The organism is Aeribacillus pallidus (genome assembly GCF_050478865.1).
Lineage (GTDB): Bacteria > Bacillota > Bacilli > Bacillales > JACDOC01 > JACDOC01.
The window spans coordinates 89,671-108,601 of sequence record NZ_JBCNBW010000005.1; the positions used below are offsets into that span (position 1 = coordinate 89,671).

The 18,931-nt window shown below is 38.0% G+C and carries 21 protein-coding genes; 6 read left to right on the top strand and 15 right to left on the bottom strand.

The window, feature by feature from the left end:
• Positions 1–16 precede the first annotated feature (16 nt).
• Genes ABES52_RS01820 through ABES52_RS01835 form a run of 4 tightly spaced genes read right to left on the bottom strand, consistent with a single transcriptional unit; the run spans position 17 to position 2,809 of the window.
• Positions 17–907: an RluA family pseudouridine synthase gene (locus ABES52_RS01820; RefSeq protein WP_429648335.1), complete on the bottom strand. Its 891-nt coding sequence runs from the start codon at positions 905–907 to the stop codon at positions 17–19.
• Positions 908–928: 21 nt separating this feature from the next.
• On the bottom strand, positions 929–1,726 hold the full coding sequence (locus ABES52_RS01825) for an NAD kinase (RefSeq protein WP_429648337.1): 798 nt from the start codon (positions 1,724–1,726) through the stop codon (positions 929–931).
• A 34-nt stretch (positions 1,727–1,760) separates the two neighbouring features.
• A complete protein-coding gene (yjbM, locus tag ABES52_RS01830; protein WP_429648339.1) occupies positions 1,761–2,411 on the bottom strand; it encodes a GTP diphosphokinase in 651 nt (216 codons plus the stop codon).
• Positions 2,412–2,434: 23 nt separating this feature from the next.
• Entirely contained in the window at positions 2,435–2,809 is a 375-nt protein-coding gene (locus ABES52_RS01835) for a UPF0738 family protein (protein WP_429648341.1), read from the bottom strand.
• Positions 2,810–2,938: 129 nt separating this feature from the next.
• Here ABES52_RS01835 and ABES52_RS01840 point away from each other — a divergent pair, with 129 nt between their 5' ends.
• The 5 genes from ABES52_RS01840 (at position 2,939) to ABES52_RS01860 (ending at position 6,000) form a co-directional block, all read left to right on the top strand.
• A complete protein-coding gene (locus tag ABES52_RS01840; RefSeq protein ID WP_429648342.1) occupies positions 2,939–3,547 on the top strand; it encodes a CYTH domain-containing protein in 609 nt (202 codons plus the stop codon).
• Positions 3,548–3,550: 3 nt separating this feature from the next.
• Positions 3,551–4,132, top strand: coding sequence for a lytic transglycosylase domain-containing protein (locus ABES52_RS01845; protein ID WP_429648344.1), 582 nt, complete (start codon positions 3,551–3,553; stop codon positions 4,130–4,132).
• Positions 4,133–4,292: 160 nt separating this feature from the next.
• Positions 4,293–4,691: a globin domain-containing protein gene (locus tag ABES52_RS01850; protein ID WP_429648346.1), complete on the top strand. Its 399-nt coding sequence runs from the start codon at positions 4,293–4,295 to the stop codon at positions 4,689–4,691.
• Positions 4,688–5,554 (top strand): ClpXP adapter SpxH family protein, encoded by an 867-nt coding sequence (locus ABES52_RS01855; protein ID WP_429648348.1) that lies wholly within the window; start codon positions 4,688–4,690, stop codon positions 5,552–5,554. Before ABES52_RS01850 ends, ABES52_RS01855 begins: the two co-directional genes overlap by 4 nt.
• Before the next feature lie 269 nt (positions 5,555–5,823).
• On the top strand, positions 5,824–6,000 hold the full coding sequence (locus tag ABES52_RS01860; RefSeq protein ID WP_429648349.1) for a hypothetical protein: 177 nt from the start codon (positions 5,824–5,826) through the stop codon (positions 5,998–6,000).
• 56 nt (positions 6,001–6,056) lie between these two features.
• Here ABES52_RS01860 and pepF read toward each other — a convergent pair whose 3' ends face one another.
• The 6 genes from pepF to ABES52_RS01890 form a co-directional block, all read right to left on the bottom strand.
• On the bottom strand, positions 6,057–7,871 hold the full coding sequence (gene pepF, locus ABES52_RS01865) for an oligoendopeptidase F (RefSeq protein ID WP_429648351.1): 1,815 nt from the start codon (positions 7,869–7,871) through the stop codon (positions 6,057–6,059).
• A gap of 101 nt (positions 7,872–7,972) precedes the next feature.
• On the bottom strand, positions 7,973–9,166 hold the full coding sequence (locus ABES52_RS01870; RefSeq protein ID WP_429648353.1) for a competence protein CoiA: 1,194 nt from the start codon (positions 9,164–9,166) through the stop codon (positions 7,973–7,975).
• Positions 9,167–9,209: 43 nt separating this feature from the next.
• A complete protein-coding gene (cls, locus tag ABES52_RS01875) occupies positions 9,210–10,721 on the bottom strand; it encodes a cardiolipin synthase (protein WP_429648355.1) in 1,512 nt (503 codons plus the stop codon).
• A gap of 129 nt (positions 10,722–10,850) precedes the next feature.
• Complete coding sequence (gene mecA / locus ABES52_RS01880; RefSeq protein ID WP_429648357.1) at positions 10,851–11,507, bottom strand: adaptor protein MecA; 657 nt, start codon at positions 11,505–11,507, stop codon at positions 10,851–10,853.
• A gap of 321 nt (positions 11,508–11,828) precedes the next feature.
• Positions 11,829–12,224, bottom strand: coding sequence for a transcriptional regulator SpxA (gene spxA, locus ABES52_RS01885; RefSeq protein ID WP_429648380.1), 396 nt, complete (start codon positions 12,222–12,224; stop codon positions 11,829–11,831).
• Between the two features lie 247 nt (positions 12,225–12,471).
• On the bottom strand, positions 12,472–13,044 hold the full coding sequence (locus ABES52_RS01890; RefSeq protein ID WP_429648358.1) for a GNAT family N-acetyltransferase: 573 nt from the start codon (positions 13,042–13,044) through the stop codon (positions 12,472–12,474).
• 111 nt (positions 13,045–13,155) lie between these two features.
• On the opposite strand from ABES52_RS01890, the gene ABES52_RS01895 reads away from it, so the two are divergent.
• Positions 13,156–13,338, top strand: coding sequence for a hypothetical protein (locus ABES52_RS01895; RefSeq protein WP_429648360.1), 183 nt, complete (start codon positions 13,156–13,158; stop codon positions 13,336–13,338).
• Positions 13,339–13,407: 69 nt separating this feature from the next.
• Here the strand turns inward: ABES52_RS01895 and ABES52_RS01900 are convergent, their stop codons facing one another.
• From ABES52_RS01900 to opp3b, 5 genes are all read right to left on the bottom strand, one after another.
• Positions 13,408–14,589, bottom strand: coding sequence for a putative glycoside hydrolase (locus ABES52_RS01900; protein ID WP_429648382.1), 1,182 nt, complete (start codon positions 14,587–14,589; stop codon positions 13,408–13,410).
• A 263-nt stretch (positions 14,590–14,852) separates the two neighbouring features.
• A complete protein-coding gene (locus ABES52_RS01905; RefSeq protein WP_429648362.1) occupies positions 14,853–15,794 on the bottom strand; it encodes an ABC transporter ATP-binding protein in 942 nt (313 codons plus the stop codon).
• Positions 15,795–15,797: 3 nt separating this feature from the next.
• Positions 15,798–16,856, bottom strand: coding sequence for an ABC transporter ATP-binding protein (locus ABES52_RS01910; RefSeq protein ID WP_429648364.1), 1,059 nt, complete (start codon positions 16,854–16,856; stop codon positions 15,798–15,800).
• Positions 16,857–16,873: 17 nt separating this feature from the next.
• Positions 16,874–17,893, bottom strand: a complete 1,020-nt coding sequence (gene opp3C / locus ABES52_RS01915) for an oligopeptide ABC transporter permease (protein ID WP_429648366.1) — start codon at positions 17,891–17,893, stop codon at positions 16,874–16,876.
• Positions 17,893–18,822, bottom strand: a complete 930-nt coding sequence (gene opp3b / locus ABES52_RS01920) for an oligopeptide ABC transporter permease (RefSeq protein ID WP_429648368.1) — start codon at positions 18,820–18,822, stop codon at positions 17,893–17,895. The genes opp3C and opp3b overlap by 1 nt, the downstream gene beginning before the upstream one ends.
• Between the last annotated feature and the right edge of the window lie 109 nt (positions 18,823–18,931).

Sequence of the window (18,931 nt, forward strand, 5' to 3'; positions counted from 1 at the left end):
TTCATTTGGCTCGTCCTTATTCACATTCCTTCCACGCTGTAAGCATGTCTTCCGGAATGGGAGCGCGAAACGAAAGAATGTCTTCTTTTAACGGGTGATAAAAAGACAACTCACTACAATGGAGTGCTTGTCGATGAATATATTTCCGAGAACCTCCGTATAATTCATCTCCTAGCAATGGGTGTCCAAGATAAGACATGTGTACCCGAATTTGGTGCGTTCTCCCTGTTTCTAACCGAAGTTGAACATGAGAGGCGGTTCTTTTTTCCGCAATGACTTCGTAATGTGTGCATGCATATTGCCCATCTTCTCGTACTTCTCGTTCAATGATACTGGTGTCTTTTCTTCCAATCGGTGCTTCAATCGTTCCTTTTTTCGTTTTCAACGTTCCTTCGACAAATGCTTGATAAGTCCGTTTTACCTTTCCTCTTTGCTGCAATTGACTGAATAAATGATGAACATATCGATGTTTTGCCACTAACACTAACCCCGACGTATCCCGGTCAAGTCGCGTCACGACATGGACCGTTGCTTCGTATCCTATTTTTTCATAGTAACCTATAATTGCGTTAGCTAAACTCCCTGAAGGATGCTCCCGGGAAGGGATGGTATTCATGTGCGGAGGCTTATTGATTACCAGCACATCCCGATCTTCATAACAAATTTGGAGGGGAATGTCCTCCCCCTTGACCGTCGTTTGCTCATGGGGAAAGGTCACCGTTAATTGATCGCCTTCTTGCAATCGGTAGCGAACATTTTGTTCGATACCGTTGACCGTAATCTTTCCACCTTTAAATTTAATGGCAGTTAGAGTGGTTTTGGAAATATGGTGTTGTAGTAAAAAATCCCGTATCAATTGATTTTGTTCATTCTTACGTATGACCCACGATAAAGTAAAAGGACTCATTGACAACGACCTTTCATGTTATTATTCATCCGCTATGAAGGAATCGTGCACTCGTTTCCAAAAAGGGAACGGTCGAAATCTGGCAAACCGGATTTTTTCATCAGCCACCCGAAACTGAATTGATTTCACATCTTTATGTAATAACGTCAAATGGTCAATCGTAATGAGAAAATCCGGACCATAGACCGGTTTTAACATACACGTATGATGGGCAGGTAATATAAGCGGTGAACCTATTGTACGGAACACTTTATTATTAATGGAAGCCATTTCAGCAATTTGAATGGCTTGTAATGACGGGTGAATAATCGCTCCCCCGAGCGCTTTATTGTAGGCCGTACTTCCTGATGGGGTAGATATACACAGTCCGTCTCCGCGGAATCGCTCAAAGTGTTGCCCACGAATTTCTACGTCCATCACTAGGGTTCCTTCGACACTTTTGACTGTCGACTCGTTTAATGCTAAATACCGCGATTCTTTCCCCCCATGTTGGTATCTAATGATCACTTCTAGTAACGGATATTCAATGATTTGATACGGGGTTTTCGCAATCGCAATGACTAGTTTTTCGATTTCTTCAGGCACCCAATCTGCATAAAAGCCTAAATGGCCGGTATGCACCCCAACGAAAGCAGTTTTATCTAAGCGGGAGCTATACCGGTGAAACGCATATAAAAGTGTTCCGTCTCCACCTACAGAAATCACAATATCTGGTTGATCTTCATCATAAATTAAATCAAAATCTTGGAGATACGTTCGCATTTTATGCATCAACGTATTCGATTTAGAGTCTCCTTTGGATGTGATGGAAAATCTCATCGTACGCCACCCTTTTCATTAGATTGCTAGAAGATTAATCGTTACTTTTTAATTTGTCTTGTTCATTTTTTTCTTTTTTCTTTGTAAAAAATGCTTGTGCCTCTTGAATTTCTTCCCGAATTTGCGACATTTCTTCGTCCAATAGGAATGCGGCTTCCGCAGCTCGTTGCAATCTCGTTTTGATTTCTTCTGGGAATTGACCTTTATATTTATAATTTAACGAATGTTCAATCGTCGCCCAGAAATTCATTGCTAGCGTACGAATTTGAATTTCCGCCAAAATTTTTTTCTCCCCATAAATCGTCTGCACAGGATATTCAATGACGACATGATACGAACGATATCCGCTCGGCTTTTTATGAGAAATGTAATCGCGCTCTTCCACGATACGGAAATCATTTCGCATTCGAAGCAATTCTACAACTTTTTTAATATCGTCAACAAATTGACACATCATTCGTAGCCCAGCAATATCTTGCATTTCCGTTTCTAATTTATCTAACGGAATTCCTTTTTGATTCGCTTTATCTAAAATACTCGCAATCGGTTTGACTCTTCCTGTCACAAACTCGATCGGCGAATGGACGTTATTTAATTCGAATTGGGCACGCATTCCTTTTAATTTTACTTTTAATTCTTCGACCGCTTGTTTATACGGCGCCAAAAATAAATCCCAATGTTTCACCGATGACCACCTCAACAAATCCCCTATTTTCCAAGAAAAATATGTTCTACTTTTTCGACCATTTTTTCCCCATAATTGCCGTTTCCTTCGATATTGGCCACTAAGTACTGTAATTCTTCAACCGCATTTTCAAGCACGAGTTCTTCGTGATTACTTACGATTTTGACTTGAAGCTGTTGTTCCATCGCTTCTTTGAGCTGAGACCAAATCGTTTCGTGTAAATAAATATATGTATACTCATTTTGCTCCTTTACTAAATAAACGAACGCTAATTCGTCCGAATCAACAATCATTTGTCCAGAAGGCACCATATCATTCAATGAGACCGGTTCTGTTGGTTGTAATGTTAATGTTGAGTTTTCAATGGTTGCTGTTTGAATATGTACCTTTTTTCTCATGAAAATACCCCTTCCACTTTCATATCCTTATTTATTTTAACATACTCCCCCTTTATTCTTCTAAATATTGATGTTTTCTTTTTCAAAATAGATAATAAAGCTAGAAGAATAGAGAAAGGACGAATCGCGTTGACGAAAGAAGTAGAAATCGAATTTAAAAATATGCTAACAAAAGTGGAGTTTGATCGACTCGTTGATTTTTTTCAAGTTCCTCCCTCTGCTTTTATCACTCAGCATAATCATTATTTTGACACCCCTTCATTTGACTTGAAAGAGAAAGGGGCTGCTTTACGTATTCGCGAAAAAAACGGAGCATTTGAATTGACGTTAAAACAGCCGCATCCAAATGGACTTTTAGAAACTAATGAACCGCTGACAAAAGATGCAGCTGAAGCGATGCTTACTGAAGGAAAATTTATGGCTGGAGAAGTTGCGCATGAATTAGAAAAAATGAACATATCCTTATCTACGATCAAGCATTTTGGAACGTTAAGTACAGATCGAGCGGAGCTTACATATAAAAACGGGCTACTTGTCCTAGACCATAGCTACTATTTATCGAAGGAAGATTTTGAGATAGAATACGAAGTGACAGATCCTGTAAGCGGAAAACAAGCTTTTGACAAATTACTGCAACAATTGGCGATTCCTACTCGTCCACCGAAAAACAAAGTAAGACGATTCTACGAGGAGAAATATCGTCAGCTTCAAGCTGACCGAACGGAGGAAAGGAAGTAGACGATGAATATTCAACAGCTTCAAGCACTTCTACAAATTCAAGCAATACGTAGCTTTCGGTCCGCTCCAATCGAAAACAGTTATGCAACGGACAGCTTTGCTTCCGTCTTTGCAGAATGGCTAAAAAATGATGAACCAACCACTCCGGCAATGACAAAAAGGAAGAGACCGCTTCCTGTCATGCCGACTAATAAATGGATCATTTTACATAAAAATGTCGAAACGCTGATTCAAAAAGCTGCCCAAACGTATAATGTACCTAAAAAATTAATAAAGGCCATTATTCAACATGAATCGAATTTTAATCCAATGGCCGTAAGCCGTGCGGGGGCATCTGGATACATGCAGCTCATGCCGTCTACCGCTAAAGCGCTCGGAGTAACCAACATCTTTGATCCTGAACAAAATATAATGGCTGGTACAAAATACTTACGTCAGCTATTAGACCAATTTAATGGAGATTTAGATTTAGCATTAGCGGCATACAACGCTGGTCCTGGAAATGTGAAAAAACATGGAGGAATTCCTCCGTTTAAAGAAACGATCGCATATGTGCAAAAAGTAAAAGAAGCATTTTTAGCCTAGAGATGAAACGTCAATTTAAGCGTGTCTTAAATTGACGTTTTTCTTTTACATGTTGTCTCAGTATAATGGGAGTTGCCCTTCAATTAAGCATTATGTTTGAGATATAAAATGGGCATTGCTAAAATAGGACATACAAAATTGACTAAAAGGAGTTTTTTAAATGGTCGAGAAAGTAGACACGCCGTATCAGTTAATCGGTGAACAAAAACTCTCGATGCTCGTTGATGCCTTCTATCGTCGAGTCAAAGCTCATCCGGACTTATCGCCTATTTTCCCGGACGACTTAACGAATACAGCCCAAAAACAAAAATTGTTTTTAACCCAATTTTTAGGTGGACCGCCGCTTTATTCTGAGCGATATGGTCATCCGATGCTTCGGGCGCGCCATTTACCTTTCCCAATTACGCCAAAACGTGCGAATGCCTGGCTAGCTTGCATGAATGAGGCGTTAGACGAAGTGGAAATTTCGGGTCCATTAAAGGAGTATTTAATGCAACGGTTTACATTAACCGCTCATCATATGGTGAATCAACCTGAACATGAAGGTGAGCCACATTGAGCCATTTGACTTTTTGTACAAATTCTGATAACAAGCCAATCGAGATTTATTTCTTTATAGATCCTCTTTGCCCGGAATGTTGGGCATTGGAACCATACATTAAAAAACTCCATATTGAATATGGACAATACTTTCGCCTAAAACACGTGTTGAGCGGAAATTTAGCTAGGTTGAACATAACAGCTCGCAAGCATCATGAAAATATCGCTGAAATTTGGGAACGAACGGCTAGCCGTTCCGGAATGTCCTGTGATGGAAGCTTATGGTTGGAAAATCCAATTGAGTCACCGTTTATTGCGTCCATTGCAATTAAGGCAGCAGAGCTGCAAGGACGTAAGTATGGATTGAAATTTCAACGTATTCTTCAAGAATATGTCTTTTTAGGTAAGCAAAACATTTCTGATATCAATATTTTAGTGGAAGTGGCAACAAAAGCTGGTCTGGATGTTACGGAATTTAAAAAGGACCTTCATTCAGAAAGTGCAGCCAAAGCCTTTCAATGTGACTTAAAAATCACCTCGGAAATGGAAGTAGACGAAATTCCAACACTCGTCTTTTTTAATGAAAACATTGAGGATGAGGGTTTAAAAATTTCAGGCATTTATCCGTATGATATATACGTCACGATATTAGAGGAAATGTTAGGGAAAAAGCTAGAACCACTACCAAAACCACCGTTGGAAATGTTTTTACAACACTTTAAACTTGTTGCAACAAAAGAAATTTCAGTCGTCTACGATCTTTCCATGGCAGAGGCCGAACGAGAAATGAAAAAATGGGTCCTTCAGAATAAAGTCGAACGAATACCTGCGAAGTACGGCACATTTTGGCGTTATAATGGGGACAAACAAAACGAGTACTAGTATTCGAAAAAAATGATATGAAAATAATAAATAGAAACACCCTAGCCTTTGAGGCTAGGGTGTTTCTTTCTACGAACAAAGGGGATGGGAGAAATTTTTCACGGTCAAACAAAGGGGTATATGTTTGCTTGTGATCAACCTCACGAATAAAATATAACATATCTCGACAAATTTTTGCAACACTTTGTTTTTTATTTCACAATATTGTCATATTTTTATTTCCGACACATATATTAATACTCCTAACATCCTAATGGAGGACGGTTTTCATGAAAAAAATCATGCTTAGTTTCATGATCTTATTGATCGTTTTTTCATTTGGATTACACATCCTCGGCTTATTAAATTTAATTCCTATTTATCTCACTTCACCACTATTGCTTCTTTCATTTTTACTATTCTTCTATTATTTTAATGAGCGGAAACGGTTTAGAGGATTTCGTTAAAAAAGGAGAACACTTATACCTTCGTGTTCTCCTTTTTCACGTTAGTATCATTTCATTTAAGATAACAAGCTTTCTAATTCATTTAGCCGTTGCTCAAATACTTGACATGCTTCCTCAATCGGTTGGGACGTTGTCATGTCCACCCCAGCTTTTTTCAACACTTCGATTGGATAATCAGAGCATCCAGCCTTTAAGAAATCAATATATCGGGTAACAGCTGGCTCACCTTCTTCTAAAATTTGTTTGCTAAGAGCGGTTGCGGCACTAAAACCTGTCGCGTATTGATAAACGTAGAAATTGTAATAGAAGTGTGGAATACGGGCCCACTCCAAGCCAATTTCTTCGTCAACGACCATATCAGGACCGAAATATTTTTTATTTAATTCGTAATATTCTTTTGTCAGTAACTCGGCGGTTAACGCCTCTCCACGTTGCGCTTTCTCATGAATCAATTGTTCGAATTCGGCAAACATTGTTTGACGGAAGACGGTTGCTCGGAAATCGTCTAAATAATGGTTTAATAAGTATAAGCGGTGCTTTTCATTCGTTACAGTCTTTAATAAGTAATCATTTAATAAGTTTTCGTTACAAGTAGAAGCAACTTCAGCGACAAAAATCGAATAATGTCCGTACGTGTACGGTTGATACTTTCTCGTTAAATAGCTATGGACACTATGTCCAAATTCGTGAACTAACGTAAATAGATTATTCATATCGTCCTGCCAGTTCATTAAAATATACGGATTCGTTCCATACGTTCCGGATGAATACGCCCCACTGCGTTTCCCGACGTTTTCAACTACATCGACCCAGCGATTTTCTAGTCCTTCTTTTACGATATTTATATATTCTTCGCCTAATGGGGCAAGTCCCTTCAACAGATACTCTTTTGCTTCTTCATATGTAACTTTCATTTTCGATTCTTTCACAAGCGGTGTATACACATCGTACATATGAAGTTCATCGACACCAAGCACTTTTTTGCGTAATGAAATGTACCGGTGTAATAACGGAAGATGCTTATTAATGGTTTCGACTAAATTGTCATATACTTTTTCCGGAATGTTATTTTCTGAAAGAGCAGCTTGACGTGCGGACTCATAATTGCGTACTTTCGCATAAAAATTATCTTTTTTCACTGCCCCGCTTAGCGTGCTAGCAAACGTATTTTTAAACTTGCCGTACGTGTCATACATTGCTTTAAACGCATCTTGACGAACCCGTCGATCCTCGCTTTGCATAAACTGAATAAATCGTCCGTGGGAAAGTTGAACTTCTTCTCCGTTTTCATCCTTAATAGTCGGAAATTCCAAATCTGCGTTATTGAGCATACCAAACGTTTGACTTGATGCATTGAGTGCTTGGGATGCTTCTGCAAGCATTTCTTCTTGCTCAGCAGATAATACATGTGGCCGCTTGCGTGTAATTTCTTCTAATGCATGCTCGTATAGCTTCAAATCTTCATTTTGGGCAATAAATTGTTTTAAGCGTTCTTCCGGGATCGATAAAATTTCAGGAACCATAAACGATAACGCACTGGAAAGTTGGCTATATAAATATTTCGCACGGTCATCTAAACCTTGATAGAACGTATTCGTTGTATCTTGATCGTAACGCATATGGGCATACACGTACAATTTCCCTGTTCTTTCAGAAATCTTGTCTTGAAATTGAAGAGCTTCGAGTAGCCGCTCCGCACTTTCGATTAGAGTTCCTTTAAATTGTTCTGCTTTTTGAATTTCGTTAGCCACACTCTGATATTCTTTTTCCCATTCCTCGTCGCTTGCAAAAATATCTTCTAGTCTCCATGTTAAATCTTCAGGGACTTCATGTCGCTTTGGTAATTGTTTTACTTTGGTTTCGTTTGCCATAGACACCCTCCATTGGAAAATTATTCTGTCTTTAAACAATTCTTGATATTTTCACAAAATCCTTTCATCTTTTACTATTATTTCGTTCCAATCTACTAATGTCAAAAAGGATGCGTGATGCGTTTGGACAAGCGATGAGCAATATCTTTTTCTAGTTTCTCCAATTCCAAAAGGGTATACGGTATTTTTGGTTTGTCAATGATTCGATAGACCTCTTTCGTCTCCCTTTTTAAAACATGTAAATGAGTGAGCACATTGAAATAGGAAACGACTGCTTTGTTCAATGAGTACGAAACAAGCGGCATGGAACGTTGATGTAACCATTTTCTCTTTAAACACATTTGCAGTACCTTTGTACCCTCTTGAACGAAACATACTTCTCCTTTTTTTCTTTGATGTATGAGGGAAAAATAAAGATATCCTTGCCAATCGAGCACAGATGGCGTAAACATCAAATTTTCACGTAAAGGAAGTCCAACGACGAGAGGTAATGTCCATACGGTCGTTTGCTTTTTAGATAAAAATTGTAAGAAGGAATCGGTTCGGTGTGGATAACGAATACGTTCTTGCAGCATGTAACGCCTTTCTTGAAACCAGTGATCATATAATGCGGATAGAGACGGAAGACTTGAAGGCGGATGAATAGGAAAGGTCGCCCTTGTAAGGGGAACCGTCATCTTTTTTGTAAACACTTTGTGAGAGGTAATAGAAAGTAAATGGGTATAAAAAATAAAGGATTGCGTGTCTGGGGAAAACGTACATAACCAAAATCCTGCGTACTCATCGTATTGGACAAACAGGGACTGAAATCGATTCAAACGAACCATTTCGGGAAAACGTGCGATTTCTGTTAAAGGATGCCCATAAATCCAAACCGGGCAAATGCCTAGTTGGTTATATTGATTCGTACGAGTGATAAAAATAGAAATAGGAATGGTCGCACATTGATATTCAATAGCATACGAAGAATGGGAGGAAATGAAAAGATCGGGGCGTTGTCTTGTCTGTCCAATGGCCTTCTCTAAATAGACATGATCGTTTTGGGATTGAAGCCATTGATAAAGAAGCCATTTTCCTTGCAAATGCTGGTCAGTTTCTCCTTCACTCCAACAATCACACCTTTTTCTTACGTGAGCAAAATGAGGACTTTTCACTTGACCTATTTTTAACATAACTGGCTCGTGGCACCCTGGACAATAAAAGGAATACTTCTTTCTTAAGCGGAATAACTTGTCTCGTTTCATCCCAGGATGAACGGTAATACTTGTACCATCATTCGTCTTAGCAGTAATCAATCAATCGCCTCCTTTAATCTAAAAAAAGGGAATCCCCTCTTTATTATAAAAGAGGGGACAGCAAACGGGAAGTTGATTCGACAATTCGATGAAAAAGCGATCGTTTTTTAAACTGTTCGTAATCAATTTCATCAGCATTTTGTAAGTCATTTAAAAAGTCGTTCACTAATGTTTGCGTACTATTGGTACGATATAAAAAGGCATTTACCTCAAAATTTAAATGGAAGCTTCGCATATCCATATTAGATGTACCAATCGATGCTAATTCTTCATCAACAATCATAATTTTACTATGCAAAAATCCTTTATTATATTCGTATATTTTTACACCGGCTTCAAGCATTTCCGGAAAATACGACCTCGATGCGTAAAATACAATTCGTTTATCAGGACGCTTCGGGACTAACAACCGGACGTCAATCCCGCTTAACGCCGCAATTTTTAACGCAGAAAAAATATCTTCATCTGGAATAAAGTATGGAGAAGCAATCCAAACGGACTTTTCTGCTGATGTGATCATAGAAAAGAAAATATTTTTCAAAACACTCCATTCGTTATCCGGCCCTCCTGCAATTAACTGAACTCCCCCACTGTCTTGAACAGGGACTGGATTAGGAGACAAATAACCTGGTGAAAAGAAGCTATCGTTCGTCATGTAATACCAATCTTGTAAAAAGATGAGCTGCAGGGTGCGAACGGCTTCCCCCTTCACCATTAAATGCGTATCTCGCCAAAAGCCAAAATGTTCATTTAACCCTAAATACTCGTCACCGATATTCAAGCCACCGACAAAACCAATATTGCCGTCAATAACAATAATTTTACGGTGATTGCGGAAATTAAACTTATTATTTAAAAATGGTAACTTAACAGGACCAAACGGTACCATTTCGACCCCAGCATCCCGTAATTCTTGAATATAAGCAGAAGAAAGTTTCCACGAACCGACGGCGTCATATAAAAAACGAACGGTCACTCCCGAACGAGCTTTTCTAATCAAAATGTCTTTAATTTTGGTTCCAATGCCATCGTGGCGAACAATATAATATTCTAAATGGATGTGATGTCTCGCTTTTTCTAGCTCTTGTAAAATGTGATCAAACGTTTCTTGACCGTTTGTTAAAACTTTCGTTTCCGTTGCAAATGAAATTGGGCTATTTCCTAAACGATGGGCAAGACGGAACAGTTTTTGTTGATGTTTTCCTAATTGATGAATTTTTTCTTCCGCTCGTTCATCGATTCGTTCATATTTACTATACGCTTCTTGGTCTAAAATGTATTTTTTTCGAAAAATCCGTTCTTTCCGATAGTTGCGCCCAAACAAAAGGTAAAAAATAAAGCCAACTAGCGGAAAGCTCCCTAACACCACCAGCCAAGTTAATGTTTGGGCGGGATGACGATTTTCTAAGAAAATTAAAAAACTAATAAACAAAACGGAAAAAGAAATAAACAAACTAAAATATTTTAGTAATTCAGATGGAAATTGATTTTGAAAAATCAAATAAATGCCGATTAATAATAATAAGAAGATGATCACCCGTACCGTGTTTCTCATATAAACACCTGCCCAACCAAAATCAACATGTCTTCCTTTTAGAAATATACCTTATTTTCATAAAAATTGGGAGAAAAACGTAAGTAGTATGTACAAAGAAAAAAGGTTGTCACATGCCAAGACAACCTTTTATGAAGAGAAATAGTTATTTAATTGTTCGAATACATTTTCAGAAATAATCACTTTCCCGTATTCTTCTAAACGATGAACAGTTACTGGTGATTCTTGTCCGTATTCGAGTAAAATACTTAAAATGTCGTCAATTTCATCTTCTTCGAACGTACCCTCTGGAAACTCGACTTGAAGAAAGTATTTATTTTCAAACGAGAATAGCTTCGTTTTTAATTGCTCAAGACGGGGGCGTTTTGCTAAAGCTAACACGTGCTCAAAATCTTGAAACATTAACGTAAAATCTAACGTTTCATCATCTGTTTCAGATTCGATATGGAAATGTTCATCCAAAAACTGCTCAATGCGCTCGTCAACAGGAAAGTCTCGCAGTTTATCTTCAGGAATCGGAAGTTCAAATCGCTGACCATCTTTCGAAATTTGTGCTTTGGTCACTACCACTTCTAGTCCTTTTTCCAACGCTTGCACTTGAATCCATAGTGGACCTTCAAACGTAAAATCTTCTTCTTGATGAATTTCATCCATCATTTCCCAGAATAGTTCTTCGCTCCGTTCCCGATTATACCAAATCTCTTCACGGTCAAAGCCGCGCTCTTCTATATCAACGTATGAAATGTAAAACTTAACGGTGTTTTCGTTAATGCGTTCGATTTCCATTGTACACCTCTCCCTTCCGTTAGAAAGTAATGAAGGGATTGAACACCCCAATTAAGAACGGAAACTGTGAGACTTGAGCACTATTGATGTTGGTAATTCTATTTTATGATAAAAATTAATGAAATGGAAACAAAATATCTTCCCATTTCTAAAATCAACGTCTGCCTATCACTAGTATTGTCACATCATTTTAACGAAAAATAAGTGCAAATTCAAGCCAGAAATTTATAAATATTACGTATATTTTCTTCTGAAGTTCGTGGATGTATGCTTTTAATGTAAAAAAAGAGCTGACACTTTAACTGTCAGCTCAAACGGGACTTAGTTTACCATTTTTTGTGCTTCGAGTAACTGGAACGTACGTACTTTTCTTGGTAAGAAACGACGAATTTCATCTTCATTATATCCCACTTGTAAACGCTTTTCATCCATAATAATCGGACGGCGCAATAAACCTGGATTATTTTGAATTAATTCAAATAAGTCTTGTAGTGGAAGTGTATCTAAATCGATGTTTAGCTTTTGAAACGCCTTGGAACGTGTGGAAATAATTTCGTCCGTTCCATCCTCCGTCATACGTAAAATTTCCTTAATTTCATCGATCGTTAATGGCTCAGAAAAAATGTTACGTTCTTTGTAAGGAATTCCATGTTCTTCAAGCCATGCTTTTGCTTTACGACATGATGTGCAACTTGGTGTTGTGTACAATGTTACCATCATGCATCACTCTCCTTAAAAGAAAATATATGTGAATCGACTGAACGAAGATGTCAAAATCATTTTTTATTTATAATTACTATAAATAAAAAATCTATATAGTTTATTATATACTATTTAGCGAACTAAAGATATAGTTTTAATAAAAATTTCACATTTCCTTTTATGCAATTCCACCCTACAACAAACACATTTTTCATTCTATTAAGTTATACGAAATATAATGCAAAAAGGTTTCATTTTTTATTTAAATTTCCTCTAAAATATCCTTTTGGCGGTTTTCCTCAAATGTCAATACTTCTTCTACAGGTTGGTATGATTCTCCATATAAGTCCTCATCTTTATAGGTATGAATCATTTCGTACGTTTTTTTCATCGCTTCATAAACAAGCTCTTCCGGTTCATTATTCGGTGCCCAATATAAAATTTCCATTTCGTTAATTTTGTTTGTTGCAAGCGATCGACGACGATATCCAATGCTGGACGCGTGCTCAAAACCTTCACGTTTATAAAAACGTAACCGTTTTTCGGTATCGGAATCTTCATAGTCTAAAGGCTCAACTTCTAAGATAATCGGTTTTCCTTTCTTTTTTAATTTTTCAATCAATTGGTGTCCTAATCCTTGACCACGAGCATTTTTAGAAACAAATAAATAATCAATAAAAATAAAATCATCTAATTCTGCATACATCAAAACATGATTTGGCCCTTCGTCTTTATGATAAATTTCGCCTCTTTCCTTTAGTAAAGTTTCCATATGTTCCCTCGACTTCATTTCTTCAATCGGGAAATATTGACTTAATTTTTCATACCAATGCATACACTCAACTCCCTTTTCTTCCATTTGATTATTATTTTTCCCTCGCTAGCATTTCATTCTGTACAACCTTCATACAAATAAAATGAACAAGAAAAATGGAGGGGGTATTACGTGGGCATCGTCATTGAATTACTTTTATTAACGATTTTTATTGTAGGGATTACAGCTTTTTTAGGTGTAATAACGAACTCTTTAGGAGAATGGTTGTTCAGCCGTTCTTCATCAAGAGAGTTCATCGTGCAAACAAAAAGAACGCAACAAAATTGGAACAAAATTCATCGCTTACGTAAATGACATTCATGTTATACCCGTTTTTTTCGGAAATAAACAACAAATCTCCCATTCAAGGGAGATTTGTTGCATTTAAGGCGTATAATCGACTCCTGGTGTATAATGGTTACCTGCATTCCAAATTAAAAACTCTTGTATACCATGATCATGTAACGCACGTATTTGGGCTTCCACTTCTTCTTTTCCATACACTTGATAATTACCTTTCCCTAACCAAGAGGCGGTAAAATCTTGAATCCATGGACGCGAGATTGGCGGGGATTCGAGTTGACTTAATTTTTCATTCTCTACTTTTGCATACTCGCTTACTAGTCGATATGGCTCTAAGTCAGGTTTACTAATGCCAAAATACGAAGTCCAATGACTTGGATAAATCATCGAAGAAATCACATCAACATGTTCTGATATTTTGGAGAAATTTTGTCCAATGCCAGGCGCTTCTGGTAGAGTAGCCGTATATCCGAAAATATCGACGGAAACCTTTACACCATAAGGTTCTAGCTGTTTTTTTGCATAGGCCACAAAATCGGTGACCGCTTTTACTCGTTTTTGAACATTATCTAGCTCGATTTGTTCATAGTCACCCATACTGTATGTCAAAATTTTATCACGTTTTTCAAATCCTTCTGGGAACCGTACGTAATCAAATTGAATTTCTTGAAATCCCATTTTTGCTGCTTCTATAGCAATTTGTACGTTATAATTCCAAACATCTTTGACGAATGGATTTACAAACGACTCCCCACGCCCATTTTTCCATACTTGATTTTGATTGACAAAGGACCACTCCGGCTTTTTACGTGATAATACCGAATCTTTAAAGACGACGATACGGGCGATCGGATAAATTTGTTTTTCTTCTAACGTTTTTAATAATGCTTTTGGATCTTTTATATAATTTTGTCCAATGTCATAAAAAGGAGAATTCTCACTTGGAACATATGTTAAATTGCCCCAATCGTCTTTAATATCAATTACCATGGCATTTAAATCACTTGATTCAATAAGCTGAATGAGTTCTTGAAAACGGTTGCCCCCGGCTGAATGTCCCGTTACATAAATTCCTCGGACGGCATCTGGATATTGAAACGTCAATCCCGAATCATACACAAACCGTTTTAAAGGTTGTTCCCATTGTTTCGTCAACGGGCCATGTTTTCTTTCAGTGTGGATGAGGTTCGTTTGTGTCCCGAAAACAGGTGTAGAAAGGGACAGAATAAGCACGATGACGAGAAAAAAGGTTAATCGTTTGATGGTAACCACCTATGAATCTCCTCTCAGACGTATATTTTGTCAGTATTTACTATTATTCTATCAGTAATTACAGATGAGAAAAATGAAGTTATTAAATTTTTGTCGAATTTCCGAGGAAATTGCTTACAACCGTTCACCTCCTTTTAATAAATGTATTCACTTATTGTTCATACCTTAACTATTTCTAAAAAGAAAAGTCATTGTAGCAAAATGATACACTCGAAAAAAAGAATAAAGCGATCCCCATATGAGGGAGATCGCTATTATTGACCGTATTTACGTTTATACATTTCAAATTCTGATTCTGAACAGTAGACGAAGTGACCTGGTTTCACTTCACGCATTTTCACTTCTTCGCCTTCTTTGTAGTTATGAATGCTTGGATCATAAATTTTCCGTTTACGGGAGCGCTCGTATTCTGGATCTGGTAACGGAATGGCTGATAACAATGCTTGAGTATATGGATGAATTGGATTGTTGTACAGCTCATCACTTGGTGCTAACTCTACTAATTTACCAAAATACATTACCCCAATACGGTCACTAATATATTTTACCATCGATAAATCGTGAGCAATGAATAAATAGGTTAACCCTTTTTCTTTTTGGAGTTTTTTCATTAAGTTAACGACTTGGGCCTGGATGGATACGTCAAGGGCAGATATTGGCTCGTCCGCAATAATGAATTCAGGTTCAACCGCTAATGCGCGGGCAATTCCGATCCGTTGCCGTTGACCGCCAGAGAATTCGTGTGGGTAACGGTTGGCGTGCTCACGGTTCAATCCAACTGTTTCTAACAGTTGATAAACTTTTTCCATCCGTTCTTCTTTCGATTTCGCTAGCCCATGAATATCAATACCCTCGGCAATAATATCAGCCACCTTCATCCGTGGGTTTAACGATGCGTAAGGGTCTTGGAAAATCATCTGCATCTTACGGTTAAATTCTTTCAATTCCGCACGAGATTTTTTACCATGTACGTTTTTTCCTTTGAATAGAACTTCTCCATCTGTCGCATCATACAGACGAATAATCGTACGCCCAGTCGTTGATTTTCCACAACCGGACTCACCAACGAGTCCTAATGTTTCTCCTTTATAAATATCAAAGGAAATGTCGTCAACCGCCCGTACTTCGTTTGGTTTTCCCACGTTAAAATATTGCTTTAAATTTTTAATTTCGAGTAACTTTTCTCTTTGCTCCATCAGTTAGTTCCCCTCCTTTTTGGGAGATGTGCTGTTTGCTTTAAACTGTTGCATCCGCTTCTTCACCGCTTCTGGCGGTTCCACTTTTGGTGCATCTGGATGTAGTAACCATGTGGCTGCATAATGAGTATCCGACACTTTGAACATTGGCGGCTGTTTTTCTAAATCAATTTTTAACGCATATTCATTTCGCGGAGCAAACGCATCCCCTTTCGGAGGTTCAAGTAAGTCAGGTGGTGAACCTGGAATAGCATATAGTTCATCATCTTTTGTATCTAAGCTTGGCATGGAGCTAATGAGTCCCCATGTGTAAGGATGTTTCGGATTATAGAAAATTTCATCTACTGTTCCAATTTCAACAATACGTCCGCCGTACATAACAGCTACACGATCAGCAACGTTCGCTACAACCCCTAAGTCGTGGGTGATAAAAATAATGGACGTATCAATTTTCTTTTGTAAGTCTTTCATCAGATCAAGAATTTGCGCTTGAATCGTTACGTCAAGAGCCGTAGTTGGTTCATCGGCAATTAATATTTTTGGATTACAAGCTAGCGCAATCGCAATCACAACACGTTGTCTCATTCCACCAGAGAATTGGTGTGGATATTGTTTAAACCGAATTTCTGGTTTCGGAATGCCGACAAGCTTTAACAATTCAATCGCCCGTTGTTTTGCTTCCGCTTTACTTAATTTTTGGTGTTTTAACAGTGGTTCCATAATTTGTTTACCAACTGTCATCGTTGGGTTCAGTGATGTCATTGGGTCTTGGAAAATCATTGAAATGTCTTTTCCGCGAATTTTTTGCATCTCTTTTTCCGATGCTTTTGCTAAATCTTTTCCTTCAAATAAAATTTGTCCGCCTTTAATTTCCGAGTTATGCTCAGGTAACAGACGCATAATCGATTTCGTTGTTACCGATTTACCGGAACCTGATTCCCCTACAATCGCTAACGTTTCGCCTTTGTATAAATCAAAGTTAACTCCACGAATGGCCTTTACTTCGCCGGCAAACGTATGGAAAGAAATGTGTAAATCTTTCACTTCTAAAATTTTTTCCACGTCAATCACCTGCCTTTTTAATCGCGCATTTTCGGATCAAACGCATCGCGTAATCCATCTGCTAATAAGTTAAATGCAATCAATAATAAACTGAGGACTAATGCCGGGAAGAACAATGCGTGTGGTAAAAATTGCATTGTCTTGTACCCATCATCAATTAGCGTACCTAAAGATGCTAACGGAGGTTGTAAACCAAGTCCGATAAAGCTTAAAAAGGCTTCAAAGAAAATGGCACTTGGAATCGTAAACATCGTGTTAATGATGATAATACCCGCTAAGTTTGGAATTAGGTGTTTAAAAATAATTTTCGCGTCACTGGCTCCAAGTGTTTTGGACGCTAATACGAACTCTTGATTTTTCAGTTTTAATACTTGTCCCCGTACGACACGAGCCATTCCTATCCAGCCAGTTAAAGCTAAAGCAAGTATAATCGAAGTAATTCCCGGCTCTAAAACGAGAATCATTAAAATGACGATGACTAAGTTTGGAATTCCCGCAAGAATTTCAAGAATTCGCTGCATAATATTGTCGACACGTCCGCCGTAATATGCCGAAATTCCTCCGTAAGCTACACCGATGAATACGTCAATTAATGTCGCAACAACTGCAATATAAAGGGAAACTTGAGTCCCTTTCCATAAACGGGTAAAAATATCACGACCAAGGCTATCAGTACCAAACCAATAGTAATCTTCAATTCCTTTAAGCTCATACATATTAAACGTTTGGCCGTTACGCTCTGATGTCCCATCTAAAATACCGAAATTCTCTAACACTGGTACACGTGGAGGTAAGTTCGCATGGGCCAAGTTTTGTTCATCAAAAGTGTAATCGTTCATATACGGTCCTACAAAGGCCATAAACGTTAAAAAGATTAACACAACCAAGGCTATAATGGCCCCTTTATTTTTACGAACACGTAACCATGAATCTTGCCAAAAGTTTAAACTTGGTTTCGCAATTTTTTCATTATTTAATTGGTTAATTTGAGCGGGTTCAAATAATTCTTTCGGAATTCTTTCTTCAGTCGCTTTCATTACTTCTTACCTCCCGCTAAACGAATTCGAGGGTCAATGACGCCGTATAAAATATCGACAATTAATATAATAAGGATTAATAAGAACGCGAACAAAAGCGTTGTTCCCATAATAACAGGGAAGTCAAGTACCATAATGGACTTAACGAATTGTTCCCCAAGACCTGGAATTGAGAAAATTTTCTCAATAACAAGTGAACCCGTTAAAAGACCAACAGCTAGTGGTCCTAAAACTGTAATCAATGGAATTAAGGCGTTACGAAATGCGTGTTTAAAGGCAATTTCGAAACCGTTTGCCCCTTTCGCACGTGCTAACAAGATGTAATCTGAGCTTAAAACTTCAATCATCTCTGTACGCATAAAACGTGCTGCAATGGATAACGGAAAGATGGATAACGCAATCGTTGGCATGATCGTGTGTTTAAATTCGCCCCAGAAGGCTACTGGTAACCAACCGGCTTTAACCCCAATCCAATATTGAAGAAGGGCCGCAAATACGAAGGATGGAATCGATTTACCTAGTACCGCTAAAAACGTACTACCATAATCCAACCATGTATTTTGTTTTATAGCGGCAACTACCCCAAAAATAACACCTAAAATCGTACCTACAATCATCGCTTGGAGACCAAGTAAGGCGGAAGGACCAATTCGATCTATAAGTAAATCAGTGACACTGCGGTTATCAAATTGGAAGGATGTACCTAGGTCTCCCTTCAATAAGTTCAACATGTAATTGGCATATTGAACAGGAAGAGGATCATTTAATCCATATTTTTCGTTCAAAATTTCGAGTTGGGCCTCAGTCAATTTTTCCTGTGCAGTGAAGGGAGTCCCAGGCATAAATTTCATGAGGAAAAAGGTGGCGGAAGCAATAAGAAAGAGCGTTATGAACATGTATATTAAACGCTGGATAATATACTTCGCCATGTTTTGCACCTCCTACAAAGTTATTTCAAAAAATTCTGGCTCTCTGTCAATTGTGGTGGTGCAAATATTTCCAATACTCTCTCTTTGGAAGGAATGTAGGTTAACCTAC

Excerpts from the sequence above, each read along its gene's own strand:
- ABES52_RS01860 (WP_429648349.1), top strand. The coding sequence starts at position 5,824 with ATGAAAAAAATCATGCTTAGTTTCATGATCTTATTGATCGTTTTTTCA.
- pepF (WP_429648351.1), bottom strand. The coding sequence starts at position 7,871 with ATGGCAAACGAAACCAAAGTAAAACAATTACCAAAGCGACATGAAGTC.
- ABES52_RS01905 (WP_429648362.1), bottom strand. The coding sequence starts at position 15,794 with ATGGAGCAAAGAGAAAAGTTACTCGAAATTAAAAATTTAAAGCAATAT.
- opp3C (WP_429648366.1), bottom strand. The coding sequence starts at position 17,893 with ATGAAAGCGACTGAAGAAAGAATTCCGAAAGAATTATTTGAACCCGCT.
- ABES52_RS01820 (WP_429648335.1), bottom strand. The coding sequence starts at position 907 with ATGAGTCCTTTTACTTTATCGTGGGTCATACGTAAGAATGAACAAAAT.
- ABES52_RS01850 (WP_429648346.1), top strand. The coding sequence starts at position 4,293 with ATGGTCGAGAAAGTAGACACGCCGTATCAGTTAATCGGTGAACAAAAA.
- spxA (WP_429648380.1), bottom strand. The coding sequence starts at position 12,224 with ATGGTAACATTGTACACAACACCAAGTTGCACATCATGTCGTAAAGCA.
- opp3b (WP_429648368.1), bottom strand. The coding sequence starts at position 18,822 with ATGGCGAAGTATATTATCCAGCGTTTAATATACATGTTCATAACGCTC.
- ABES52_RS01825 (WP_429648337.1), bottom strand. The coding sequence starts at position 1,726 with ATGAGATTTTCCATCACATCCAAAGGAGACTCTAAATCGAATACGTTG.
- mecA (WP_429648357.1), bottom strand. The coding sequence starts at position 11,507 with ATGGAAATCGAACGCATTAACGAAAACACCGTTAAGTTTTACATTTCA.
- ABES52_RS01890 (WP_429648358.1), bottom strand. The coding sequence starts at position 13,044 with ATGCATTGGTATGAAAAATTAAGTCAATATTTCCCGATTGAAGAAATG.
- ABES52_RS01835 (WP_429648341.1), bottom strand. The coding sequence starts at position 2,809 with ATGAGAAAAAAGGTACATATTCAAACAGCAACCATTGAAAACTCAACA.
- ABES52_RS01845 (WP_429648344.1), top strand. The coding sequence starts at position 3,551 with ATGAATATTCAACAGCTTCAAGCACTTCTACAAATTCAAGCAATACGT.
- cls (WP_429648355.1), bottom strand. The coding sequence starts at position 10,721 with ATGAGAAACACGGTACGGGTGATCATCTTCTTATTATTATTAATCGGC.